Here is a 12,640-nt window from a genome sequence, read left to right on the forward strand (position 1 = left end):
CCCTTCCGGCTCGCTGCGCTCGCCACCCACCCCTTCTAGGGGTGGGCAAGGGCGTTACTGGAATAGCTTTAGTGTCAGAGGATATAGAGACTATCAGACTTCGGGCCTATCCTCACCCCTATCGGGGAGCTCCTTCCAGTGGAAGGAGCCTGACGTTACGCGCTATCCGTTTCCTCACATGAGGCATGTCCCTCTTCTTGAAATAACTGGAATATAAAAAAGCCTTCCTGCAGACCGGCATTTTCAGTAATGTCAGTCTGCGGGAAGGCTCTTTTGGTATATTTCACCAGTCTGTAAGTCCGCCGTCTACGGGGATGACGGCGCCGGTGATGAAGGAGGCTTTAGGGGAGAGGAGGAAGGCGATGAGTTCGCCTACTTCTTCCGGCCTGCCGATGCGCATCAGGGGGTACCAGTCCCCCATTTCTTTGCGGCTGCCTCCGTAGTCTTTGATCTGTTTATCCAGAAGGGGTGTGTCAATGTCGCCGGGGCATACCACGTTGGCCCGGATGCCTTCTACTGCCAGTTCCAGGGCCAGGGAGCGGATGAAGGAGACGAGGGCGCCCTTGGTGGCGCCGTAGAGGCTGCACTGTACGTTGCCCTGGAGGGCGGCGTCGGAGGCGACGGCTGCGATGCTGCCGGCCCCACCTCTCATGGCGGGGATAGATTCTCTGGCCAGTTTCATGGCACCGAATACGTTCACTGCGAAATATTTTTCTATTTCTTCGTCGGTGGTATTTTCCAGCAGTTTTTCTTCGTAAATGCCGGCGGAAAGGACGAGGCCGGTGAGTTTTCCAAGGGAGGAGGCGGTCTTCACTGCCCTTTGGCAGTCTTCGGTTACTGTGACGTCACAGGGCACGTACATGCTGCCGGGCACTGCACCTTCCGCCGATTTCCCTCGTTCTTCGTTTCTTCCCAGAAGAACGGGGCGGATGCTTTCTTTGGCAAGGATTTTGGCAGTGGCAAGGCCGATGCCCGAGGTACCGCCGGAAATAAGAACTGTCTGTATCATAGCTCCTCCTTATTTGGCCGGGGAACCACTGATTCATTCATAGAGTCTGCTTTCATAAGAATTTTTATGCACTGCTTCGTCATGGGATTCCTTAAATAGCTCGCTATTCTCGTCATCCCATTCCTTGCATTGCACAAAAAATTCCAGAATGAAAGCAGACAATGATTGAATCAGCGCTTCCCCAGAGACGAAACATAAACGAACTGGATTCCCTCTTTTTCAAGCTGGGGCACCATCTGGCGGAAGGCTTCCGCTGTTTTGGGTCGGCAGTGGCCTATAATGACGTAGGTGCCGTATTTCTGCGCCCGCTTTGCCGCTTCCCGTATCATGGCGGAAATGGCGGCCACGTCGGCTTCGTTGTCCACGAAGAGGTCGTTTCTTACATAGGGAACGCCGTAGGCTGCAGCCGCTGCGTCGGCGGCGGTGGTGGAGTTGGTGCGGCTGTCGAAGAAGAAGAGGTGGCGGTGATGGAGCTCATTCATCACCACGTCCATGGTGCGGCGGTCAATGGTGGCTTTGGAGCCCTGGTGATTATTAATGCCCACTGCTTCCGGTACCTGGGAGAGGGAGTCTTTCAGAAGGCTCCTGACGGCTTCATCGCTCATGGATGTGAGGATGACTTTGGGTTCCATACCGATGCCGGATACGGACTCCATAGGCTGGTGGAGAATCACCGGCATGCCATGGGCATGCCAGGAAAGGGCGGCGTCCCGGGTGTGGACCTGGTTCGGCATGACTGCCAGGGTAAGGGGAATGCCCAGGGATTCATACACATGCTGGGACTCCAGGTCTCTTCCTGCGTCGTCGATCACCACTGCCAGTCTTCCCTTCACGGCAGAGGGGGTATTGGGCTTCGGTGCCGGTGCCGTTTTAACAGGAGCCGCATCCGGCTTCGCAGAAGATGTTTCCTTCTTCACGCTGTTTCCACTGCCCGATGGCTTTTTGGCAGCAGATGAAACGGCAGCAGAAGAGCCTCCTGATACGGAAGATACAGAAGAGGCGGCCGAACGGGAAGCGTTCTCCTTCCCGGGAGCCGAAGAAGCTGCCACGATCTTTTCCTTCGGTTCTTCCTTCCCTGTCACTTTTGCCACAATGGAAGGCAGGCTGAAGGACGATTTCTTTTCTTCCTTTGCACCGGTGAAAGGCGCAGAGGATGTTTTAGCCGCTTCACTGTCTTTGGCCGGTTCCTCATCGTCTGCCTTCACCTGTACTGTGACTACCTTATCCATGGCAGCCTTGATTTTTTCCTTTACGCTTTCCGGCGTGCCCTGATCCTCCTTCGGCACCAGCCCCTTCATTTCCTTATCGTTAAAAAGGTGGCCGATGGTGGTCACATTTTCCGCCACCGTGGAATCGGGGGCATTTGTCATGCGGTCCGTCATGTAGGCGGAGCCCATGATCAATGCCACAAAGAAAAGGAGCACCAGAAATGGATGCCCGCCCTTCTTTGCCGTCCTTGTCCGCCGTACCCGTCTTTTTCCTGCCATAGTTCTCTCCTCGCTGACAGTCCTGTAATGACTATCGAATTTATTTTCTATATTATACCATATGGAGGGCGCTGGGAGAGATTTGAGGTTTGAGGGCATAGAGACAAGCAGACTGGAGACGTCAGACGGTCAGACGGTCAGACATCAGATGGCATTGAGGCAGAAGGCTTTTCGGTCATAAGCGATAGGCAGCGGTGAGGCTCGAGTTCAGAAGGTTCTGAAGATTGATGCGTCCTGCGGGCGCAAGGGTTCTTAAGTTTGACAACCGCTTCGCGGCTGAGGGTTGTGGATTGCCCTGCGGGCAATGAATTTTAAAATACCGCCTTCGGCGGTGGAATGACTGTATGGAGTTTCATGTCGACTTGCCGCCTCCGGCAGTGTGCCTTTGGCAATCCCCCCTCGCCACTGCGTGGCCCTCTCCCGCCCCGGTGGGAAGCGTGTCACTGGATTCTCAGTCGTCTATCGACTCCCTGCGAATCCAGTTCCCTTGCCACCTGACAAGCAGGGGGCGCAAGAAAGTATATAGGCTCTCGCCACCCACCCCTTAAATAGGGGTGGGCAAGGGGCGTAGTGGCACGGTCCCCTTTTCCTCCAAAAACTTGCTGTTCACTGCTTACAGGGAACAGGAACGGCGATACCTTAAAACTTGCCCACCCCCACAAGGGGGTGGGGGGACCACGAAGTGGTGGAAGGGGGAAGCCGGTGCAGGCGGCGGGACAAAAAATGAAGGCGCCTTAAAAATGAAAGGCGCTTCTTTATATATAACCGCCTCCAGCTGACCCTTTCCGGCTCGCTGCGCTCGCCCCCTTGAACAGGGGTGGGCAAGTGGCGTTACGGGATTACCTTTTGTCATCAGTGCCCCATGACAATCAAACGCTTATGTGCATGATGGCCCAGTTCTCCCCTATTTCCATGTGATGATATAATAGAGGAAAACAGGTTTGCGGTGATTTCAATGAAAGAGGTTGATTTCCATGAAACTGGTAGTGATTAACAAATTATCCGATGAAAAAATCAATGCATTGAAAAAGGCTGTGCCCGGTTCGGTGGTGGAGGCTTACCGGTCGCCGAAGGAGGCGCTGCCCCATGTGGCTGACGCCGATGCCATTGCGCTCTGGGGCTTTCAGGATGTGGAGCCCCTCCTGCAGGCGGCGCCCCATGTACGGTGGGTTCATTCTCTTTCCGACGGGGTGGAAAAGCTCCTCACTCCCAGCATGATGGAAAGGCCCATTATTCTCACCAATTCCCACGGTGTCCATGACCGGGCTGTATCGGAGCACACCATGGCTCTTCTGCTGTCCTGGTTCCGCCGCATTCCTGATGCGGTTCGCAGCCAGAGTGCCCATGAGTGGTCCCGTCCCCATGGGGAGTCCCTCTTCGGAAAGACCATCCTGATTGTAGGCTTCGGCGGCATCGGAAGGGCTATCGCCCAGCGGGCCAAGGTCTTTGAGACCCATATCCTGGCGGTGAAGAAGCACCTGTCCCATGAGCTCTTTGCGGATCATGTGTATACCCAGGAGGAAATCATGGCTGTGCTGCCTAAAGCGGACATTGTGATTGCGGCCCTCCCTTCCACGAAGGAAACGGAAAATTTCTTTGATGAAAGCAAGTTTAAGGCCATGAAGAAATCGGCCCTCTTTATCAACATCGCCCGGGCTTCCGTGGTGGATGAACCGGCTCTGGTAAAGGCCCTTCAGGAGGGAATGATTGCAGGCGCCTGCATGGATGTGTTCTCCAAAGAGCCCCTTCCGGCAGATCACCCCTTCTGGGATATGAAAAATGTAATCATGACCCCTCATATTGCCTCCATGGTACCGGATTTCTGGAATAAGCTCACCTATCTTCTGGAAACGAATTTCATCGCTTTCAGTCATGGGGAGAAGCTGCTGAATGAAATCGATAAGAAGAAGGGGTATTGAGAGAGGGGATGTGGACGGCCCTACGGGCCGAAGGGGCTTTGCCCTTCGGGCAAAAGGTTGTGTAGAAGGGTTGTGTAGAAGGGTTCTTAAGTTTGACCGGCCCGCAGGGCCGGAAGGTTCTCAGGTTTGACAGCCGCTTCGCGGCTGAGGGTTGTGGATTGCCGCAGTATAAAAGGGGGCGCGCCTGTCGGCGCAGGTTGTGTAGAAAGGGGCGGGAAAAAGGTTCTTAAGTTTAACCGGCCATTTGGGCCGGAGGGTTCTTAGGTTTGACGGGCCCTTTGGGCCCGAGGGTTGTGGATTGCCCTGCGGGCAATGATTTTATATGCCGCCTTTGGCGGCTGACCCCTTCCGGCTTCTCCAGTCTCCCCTTTCCGATGAATGAAAGTAATAAAAAACAGGGCTTAATGCCCTGCTTTTTTTATTTGCCTTCCATAACGTCGGTGAAGTTTTTAATGATGACGATGGGGGTTTTCTGGTTGTCGTTGCCGAAGGGGTTGTCGATAAGGATTTTAGCAATCTGCTTGGGATCCAGGCCCCGGCTTTTGCCCAGAACGGCGGCTCTCTTCAGGTCGTTTACGTCGGCAATGACGGCGCCGTAGGCACCGGTGGCTTTTTTTATCTTTTCGCATACGTTGTCCGTATCTGCGGGTCCGTATACGAGGCACTTGTCAAAGGGGGGCATGGTGCCGGTGACGTCGTCGATGAGGGATGCCTGGCGGCAGCGGGCATAGAAGACGCCGTTCTTTCCGAAAATCTTGGCCACAGCGCCCAGGGCGAAGGAGAAGAGCATATTCCATTTTCCTTCTTCATCCATGGCTGCCTGCATGCCGTAGATGCTGGCCATGGAGCCGGCGGAGGGAACGAAGCGGTTCATGAGTCTTGCCTGCCAGCATACGTTCAGTTCTTCCGGACGGACGTAGCGGTTCTGGGTGATGGCTACCACCGATTCGGCGGAGCAGACGATGTCGTGGTCCGTAATCTTGTCGCCTGCATATTCCAGGATGGCATCCACAATGTTGTCATGGTGGGTGAGAATTCTGGTATGGATAGGAAGGAGTTCAAGTTCTGCCATTATTTTCTCACCTCCGAAGTATATTCATAGAGAGCATTCTGCAGCTCTTCCCTGGTAATAACGATTCTTGTCTTGGCGTAGTAGTAGTCGCTTCTAGCTACCACCTGGTAAATGATGTCCATGCCGAATTCCGGGAAGGTTTCCATGTCCTGGAGGATGCTCGGGCCTTTGCCGTCGATGTCCAGGGTGATGAGGAATTTCTTTTCCTTACCGGGGTCCAGGATGAAAGCCTGCCAGTAGTCGTCATCCCGGGGCACGTCGAAATCGGTGAGGTGGCCGGTGACTCTGGCTTTGTCATACTGTTCGAAGGGAAGGTAGATGCGGACGAAGGCATCCATAATGGTTCCCAGCTGTTTCCCCACGTTTTTGATGGGGATGGTGAAGGAAAGGGTCACGTGCTTCCTGTCCATGGACTCCACATGGAGGGGTGTGCGCTTCGATTTCAGCATGCGAAGCACGCAGTCTCCCTTAATGACGGCCACTGCCCAGTAGGCAATGAAACCGAGGCAGATGATGAGGACGATCACTGCCGCAATTTTAAGCAATAACAACATTTCTTACTCACTCTCCTACAAGTTTTATTTTTTCCACAGGCACCGGTCCGAAGAGGCGCCGAACCAGCGGTGCTGCATGATCCACACCGGCGGTGAAATAGAATTCATCTTTCCCCTTCTCCTCTGCCAGCCGGCCTTCCTTTTCCAGTATGGCCATGCCCGTTTCCACTGTGGGAAGGGCAGGGTCGATGAAAGGAATCCCCGGGAAGACCGCCCCAAAGGCATCCGGCACCAGGGGATAGTGGGTGCAGGCCCAGTAACCTGTATCTATACCTAATGCATGATACTCCTTTGCGGCCTTCTGCACAAGGGCGGAAATGAAATTTTCGTCTTTTCCCTGTTCAATGGCTGCCGCCACTCCTTCGCAGGGCACTTCTATCCATTCCACTTCCGGAAATCCTTTTTCCAAAGTTCTTTTATGGGCATGGGTTTTGATGGAAGCGGGGGTGGCAAAGATACCTGCCTTCTTTGTACCCTCCGGCAGGGTGATGTGAAGGCTCATCTTCACCACCGGCACCGGTCCTTCGGTGAAGGAAGGGGGCACATTAAAGGAAATGGTGTTGCAGGCAATGAGGATCATCTTCACGTTCTTTGACAGGAGGAAGGATTTGATTTCCTCTGCAAACCGTCCGATTTCCTCCCTGCTTCGTTCGCCGTAGGGATTGCGCAGGCTGTCCCCCAGAAAGACCATGCTTTCCTTCGGATATCTTTCATGAAGCACCCGGGCCACGGTAAGGCCCCCGATGCCGGAATCCATAATGCCGATAGGTCTGTTGTCCATTATTCTCTATCCCCTTTGGAAAGATCAATGAGGGCGGTGAGCTTCTCCTTCGGAAGCCGCACGATTCTGCCGGTTTTCATGTCGGTGTAGGTATTCACTGTGCGGCCGGTGGTGAGAAGGGCACCGGATTTCTCGGAAACCACTTCGTATTCAAACACAAGCCTTGCCCGGTCTACCTTGCGAAGGAAGGTTTTAATGAGGAGCACTTCATCATACCGGGCGCTCTGATGATATTTCACTTCCACTTCCACAATGGGAAATACGATGCCCTCGTCCATGAGCTCCGTGAGATCCAGTTTCCCTTCCCGGAGATACTCCACCCGGGCTTCTTCAAAGTAGCGCAGGTAGTTGGCATGGTGCACCACCTGCATGCCGTCGGTTTCGTAAAATTTCACTCTTCTTTTATATACATACATAGCAATGTCCTCCATGGCTTTATATTTTTTAATTGTACCACAGAACGGCGGGCTTTTCATGCCATGAAGAAAGCGGCTCTGCCGTGGCAGTGCCGCTATTTCCCATAGGTATCCCATTCCATTTCCATGAGCCGCCAGTTCTGGCTGGCGGAGTGTTTCTGGAGCTGGAGAATGTCCTTATCCTGTTCTTCGTTTTGGGAGAGGGCCGTTTCCGCTTCCCAGCGGATATCATTCAGCTGGTCGTCATAGCGGGAGGACTCTATATTCATCATCCGCTCCTGCAGGTCCGTAATGAGGAACTGCTGGTAGATGACCATGGCCAGAAGGGCCGCCATAATGACATACAGGGGCCTGTTTCTCTCCCAGTCCACTTTATCTTTCCACGTTTTCACGGAAATCTTATTTCCTCATCTCATCGTCTAATTTCTTGTCATCGTTCAGCATGTTGAGATGGTCCTTGGTGAATTCGATCCACAGGCGGGCTGCTCTGGAGAGGAAACGGCCCTTCTTCCAGATGGCGTAGAGGTGATGGGTCATTCTCGGTTCCGTCATCACCCGGGTCACTACCCGGCTGCTTTCGCTGTTGGCAGGGCAGAGGCGGGAAGGCAGGATGGCCACGCCCATGCCGCTGGCTACGGTCTGCAGCATGAGTTCCCGCTGGCTTGTTTCAAAGACCACCTTGGGGGTGAAGCCGATTTTCTTGCAGTTGGTCAGGATGTCATCGTGAAGGTTGAAATCGTCCCGGTAGAGCACCAGGGGGTAGTCCGCCAGAAGTTTCATTGGCACTTCCCTGTTTTCTTCCAGGGGATAGCCTTTGGGCATGACTACGCACATTTCATCTTCCGAGAGGAAGAAGGATTCGAAGTCCTTGTTAGGAATGGTGCAGATAATGCCTACGTCGATGATGCCTTCCTGAACGGAGGACTCAATGACCTTGGAGCCGTGTTCGTAGAGCTTGATGGCAATCTGTGGATAGGTGCGCTTGAATTCGCCCAGAAGCTTGGCAAACACATGGGCATCGGTAATAGGCGGCAGGCCGATTTCGATGGTATCCTGCTTCAGGTTGAATTCGTTTTCAAAGTCCGATTTCAAGTGTTCAAAGACAAAGAGGCAGCGTTTTGCATAATTGTAGAAAATGGTGCCGGGCGCGGTGATTTCCACGGTCTTGGCGTTGCGGATGAAAAGGGTGACACCCAGCTCTTCTTCCAGGGATTTAATCATGCGGCTGATGGCGGACTGGGAAATGTGGAGGTTTCTGGCAGCCTTGCTGAAGCTCTTCTGCTGTGCTACTTCCATGAAATACTTCAAATGACGATAATCCATTCTTCTTTCCTCCTGTGGACTTTTCTCCTGGCAGAAAGGCGGTTTCTGTCATGAATCCTTGTGCAATGATTGACTTTATTCTATAATAAAGACGTGTCTATCAGGACGCAGCCTGAATGTACAGTACCTTATGATTTGTATAGAAGAAAGTCCGGACATCTATGCGTATTTATCATAGAACTATTGTACATAATTTCCGGGCATCTTGCAAGAGACAGGAGTGAAAAAGGGATATCCTTCCGGATTTCTGCCGCCCGTGCTTTGGCAGAAGAGGTCTTTCTCTATTCCCTATCCTGCAGGTATTTTCAATGAAAGGCAGTTCTCCTGCTTTTCGGAAAAGGAGTTGTTGATTCTGTGAGAAAAGTAAAAACAATGGATGGCAATACAGCTGCTGCGTATATTTCCTACGCATTCACTGAAGTAGCTGCTATTTATCCGATTACCCCATCCTCCCCTATGGCGGAATCGGTGGACGAATGGGCTGCCCATGGCAAAAAGAACATTTTCGGCGACACAGTACATGTCGTGGAAATGCAGGCTGAAGGCGGCGCTGCCGGCGCATTTCACGGCTCCCTCCAGGGCGGTGCTCTGACCACCACCTATACTGCATCCCAGGGGATGCTCCTCATGATTCCAAATATGTATAAAGTGGCTGGCGAACTGCTGCCGGGCGTGTTCCACATCGCTGCCCGCGCACTGGCCAACCATGCCCTTTCCATTTTCGGCGACCACCAGGACGTGATGAGCGCCCGGGCCACCGGATGCGCCATGCTGGCAGAAGCCAACGCCCAGGAAATCATGGACCTGGCCGGCATTGCCCACCTGGCTGCCATTAAAGGCCGGATTCCTTTCATCAATTTCTTCGACGGCTTCCGTACCAGCCATGAAATCCAGAAGGTGGAAGTCCTTGACTATGATGAACTGGCTCCCTTAATCGACCAGAAAGCTCTCGCTGAATTCCGCGCCCGGGCTCTCAACCCGGACCATCCGGTAATTCGCGGCACGGCTGAAAATCCGGACGTCTACTTCCAGCACTGCGAAGCAGCCAACCCCTTCTACAATGCCCTGCCTGATATCGTACAGGATTACATGGACAAGATCAGCAAGCTCACCGGCAGAAGCTACCACCTCTTCGACTACTACGGCGCTCCCGATGCTGACCGCATCGTCATTGCCATCGGTTCTGTCACCGATATCTGCAAGGATGTGACCGATGCGCTGAACGCCCACGGTGAAAAGGTAGGCGTTCTTAACGTCCATCTCTACCGTCCATTCTCTGTAAAACATTTCCTCTCCCAGATTCCTGAAACCGTAAAGAAGATTGCCGTTCTTGACCGCACCCGTGAACCCGGCGCCATCGGCGAACCGCTCTACCTGGATGTGGTTTCCGCCATCGCTTCCTCCGGCCGCTCCATCAAAGTATGCGGCGGACGCTACGGCCTTGGCTCCAAAGACGTAATTCCGGAAGATATTATGGCTGTGTATGAACACCTGAAGGAAGAAACACCGCACCATAATTTCACTCTTTCCATCAACGACGACGTCACCGGCCTCTCCCTTGCCCCCGTTCCGGTACCGGAAATGCCGAGCAAGCTGGTTTCCTGCAAGTTCTGGGGCTTCGGCAGTGACGGCACCGTAGGCGCCAACAAGAGCGCCATCAAAATCATCGGCGACCATACAAACCTCTACGCCCAGGGCTACTTTGCCTATGACTCCAAGAAATCCGGCGGTGTCACCATTTCCCACCTCCGCTTCGGACCTGACCCGATTAGAAAGCCCTACCTCATCCGAAAGGCCGACTACATTGCCTGCCACCGTCCGTCCTACATTTATAAATACGACCTCCTTAGGGGCTTCAAACCTGGCGGCATTTTCCTCCTGAACTCCCCCTGGAGAAAGGAAGACCTGGACCGGGTACTGCCGGCTGCCATGAAACGGAAGCTTGCTGCCCTCCATGCAAAGTTCTACATCATCGATGCCTTTGAAATCGCAAAGAAAATCGGTCTTGGCGGCCGTATCAACATGATCATGCAGGCTGCCTTCTTCCACCTCACCCACATCATTCCCGATGAAGATGCGGTGAAATACCTGAAGGATTCCAATGAGAAATCCTACGGACGGAAAGGCCAGAACGTGGTAGACATGAACAATGCCGCTGTCGATGCAGGCATGACAGGCATGGAAGAAGTGGAAGTACCGGCAGAATGGGAACACGCCACCACCGGCGGCTCCATTGCCAGAGTGGCCCGTCCTGATTTCGTCAAAGACGTTTGCGACGTCATGAACCGCCAGGAAGGGGACGACCTCCCTGTTTCCACCTGGAAAGGCCTGGAAGATGGCACATTCCCCTCGGGTACATCCAAGTACGAACGTCCCGCTGCTGCCATCAATATTCCTGAATGGATTCCGGAAAACTGTATCGAATGCAACCAGTGCTCCGTAGTATGCCCCCATGCCACCATCCGCCCTGTCCTCGTAACGGAAGAAGAAGCGGAAAAAGCACCGGAAGGATTTATTGTGAAGGAATTCAGAGGCCCCGTGAAAGGGCTGAAATTCCGCATCGTCATCGATCCGGAAGACTGCTACGGCTGCGGCATCTGCGCCAACACCTGCCCCGCTCCCAAGAAAGCTCTCGTCATGAAGCCTGCTGAAACCCAGCTGCCGAAACAGGAACTCTGGGACTACGCCATGAAGCTTCCTGCAAGAAAGAATCCGCTGGGCAAGGGCAACCTCAGAAGCGCCCAGTTCGAACCCACCTACTTTGAATTCTCCGGCGCCTGCGCAGGCTGCGGTGAAACGCCCTACATCAACATGGTCACCCGCCTCTTCGGCGACCGCATGATGATTGCCAATGCCACCGGCTGCTCCTCCATTTACGGAGCCAGCTCCCCCTCCATGCCTTACACAAAGAACGCCAAAGGCCAGGGACCGGCATGGGCCAACTCCCTCTTTGAAGACAATGCAGAATACGGCCTGGGCATGCACCTTGGCGAAGCCAAGCTCCGCGACCGCCTCACCGGCAAACTGAAGGAAGCACTTCCTGCTGCCGATGACACCGTAAAAACTGCCATCGAAGAATGGCTGGACAAGAAGGACATCGGAAACGGCACCAGAGACAGGGCTGATAAACTGGAAGCAGCCCTCACTGCAGAAGTGGCTGCTCATCCGGAATACAAAGAACTCCTTGACCTCAAAGACCACTTCGTGAAGAAATCCCAGTGGATCTTCGGCGGCGACGGCTGGGCCTACGATATCGGCTTCGGCGGTCTCGACCAGGTTCTCGCCTCCGGCGAAGACGTGAACGTCCTCGTACTGGATACGGAAGTGTACTCCAATACCGGCGGACAGTCCAGTAAATCCACTCCGGCCGCTGCCATTGCCAAATTCGCAGCCTCCGGCAAGAAGACAAAGAAGAAAGACTTGGGCATGATTGCCGTTTCCTACGGCTACATCTATGTGGCACAGATCGCCCTGGGCGCCGACATGAACCAGGCATTCAAGGCCATCAGCGAAGCAGAAGCCTATCCGGGACCGTCCCTCATCATCGCCTACGCTCCCTGCATCAATCACGGTCTGAAAGCAGGCATGGGCAAGTCCTCTGAAGAAGAAAAGAGAGCCGTGGAATGCGGCTACTGGTGCAACTGGCGCTACAACCCCACCCTCCTGGAACAGGGCAAGAACCCCTTCCATCTGGACAGCAGAGAACCGAAAGGAAACTTCCGGGAATACCTCATGGGCGAAGTCCGCTTTGCATCCCTTGCCAAACTCTTCCCCGACAAGGCAGAAGAACTCTTCGAAAAGACCGAAAGAGACGCAAAACAGCGCCGCGAAAACTACGTCCGTATCCAGAAATCCTACGATATGGAAATCGAAGCAAGAAAAGCAGCTGAAAATAAATAAGCAGCACGCTGAAAAAGCCATGGCCCCGGGCCATGGCTTTTTTGGTGGGTTCAAGTGGAAGGTTCTTAGGTTTGACAGCACCTTTGGCACTGAGGGTTGTGGTGGCAGCTTCGCTGCAATGAAGTTTATAATACCGCCTGACGGCCCACCCCTTCCGGCTAGCGCGCCTGCTCCGCCCC

General features: G+C 53.8%; 10 protein-coding genes. 2 read left to right on the top strand and 8 right to left on the bottom strand.

What is annotated here, in order from left to right; all coding sequences use genetic code 11:
* Positions 1-283: 283 nt before the first annotated feature.
* Together Q0482_RS05720 and Q0482_RS05725 are read right to left on the bottom strand one after the other, a co-directional pair.
* Positions 284-1,009 carry an SDR family oxidoreductase gene (locus Q0482_RS05720; RefSeq protein WP_299144505.1) on the bottom strand — a complete coding sequence of 242 codons (726 nt, stop codon included), beginning with the start codon at positions 1,007-1,009 and terminating at the stop codon, positions 284-286.
* A 170-nt stretch (positions 1,010-1,179) separates the two neighbouring features.
* Entirely contained in the window at positions 1,180-2,496 is a 1,317-nt protein-coding gene (locus tag Q0482_RS05725; protein WP_299144508.1) for a divergent polysaccharide deacetylase family protein, read from the bottom strand.
* 974 nt (positions 2,497-3,470) lie between these two features.
* Here Q0482_RS05725 and Q0482_RS05730 point away from each other — a divergent pair.
* Positions 3,471-4,415: a D-2-hydroxyacid dehydrogenase gene (locus tag Q0482_RS05730; RefSeq protein WP_299144511.1), complete on the top strand. Its 945-nt coding sequence runs from the start codon at positions 3,471-3,473 to the stop codon at positions 4,413-4,415.
* A gap of 418 nt (positions 4,416-4,833) precedes the next feature.
* Here Q0482_RS05730 and Q0482_RS05735 read toward each other — a convergent pair whose 3' ends face one another.
* From Q0482_RS05735 to Q0482_RS05760, 6 genes are all read right to left on the bottom strand, one after another.
* Entirely contained in the window at positions 4,834-5,487 is a 654-nt protein-coding gene (locus Q0482_RS05735) for a coenzyme F420-0:L-glutamate ligase (RefSeq protein ID WP_299144513.1), read from the bottom strand.
* On the bottom strand, positions 5,487-6,041 hold the full coding sequence (locus Q0482_RS05740; RefSeq protein ID WP_299144515.1) for a hypothetical protein: 555 nt from the start codon (positions 6,039-6,041) through the stop codon (positions 5,487-5,489). Before Q0482_RS05740 ends, Q0482_RS05735 begins: the two co-directional genes overlap by 1 nt.
* Before the next feature lie 7 nt (positions 6,042-6,048).
* Entirely contained in the window at positions 6,049-6,822 is a 774-nt protein-coding gene (locus Q0482_RS05745) for an aspartate/glutamate racemase family protein (protein WP_299144518.1), read from the bottom strand.
* Positions 6,822-7,238 carry a thioesterase family protein gene (locus Q0482_RS05750; RefSeq protein ID WP_299144520.1) on the bottom strand — a complete coding sequence of 139 codons (417 nt, stop codon included), beginning with the start codon at positions 7,236-7,238 and terminating at the stop codon, positions 6,822-6,824. Before Q0482_RS05750 ends, Q0482_RS05745 begins: the two co-directional genes overlap by 1 nt.
* A 95-nt stretch (positions 7,239-7,333) precedes the next feature.
* Positions 7,334-7,630 carry a hypothetical protein gene (locus Q0482_RS05755; protein WP_299144522.1) on the bottom strand — a complete coding sequence of 99 codons (297 nt, stop codon included), beginning with the start codon at positions 7,628-7,630 and terminating at the stop codon, positions 7,334-7,336.
* 7 nt (positions 7,631-7,637) lie between these two features.
* The gene (locus Q0482_RS05760) at positions 7,638-8,561 is read right to left on the bottom strand and encodes a LysR substrate-binding domain-containing protein (RefSeq protein ID WP_299144525.1); all 924 of its coding nucleotides are present in this window, start codon (positions 8,559-8,561) and stop codon (positions 7,638-7,640) included.
* Positions 8,562-8,933: 372 nt separating this feature from the next.
* Here Q0482_RS05760 and nifJ point away from each other — a divergent pair, with 372 nt between their 5' ends.
* A complete protein-coding gene (gene nifJ / locus Q0482_RS05765; RefSeq protein ID WP_299144527.1) occupies positions 8,934-12,461 on the top strand; it encodes a pyruvate:ferredoxin (flavodoxin) oxidoreductase in 3,528 nt (1,175 codons plus the stop codon).
* The last annotated feature ends 179 nt before the right edge of the window (positions 12,462-12,640 follow it).

Origin of the sequence: uncultured Dialister sp., assembly GCF_937959425.1 — a bacterium.
In the GTDB taxonomy this organism is placed as follows: domain Bacteria; phylum Bacillota; class Negativicutes; order Veillonellales; family Dialisteraceae; genus Dialister.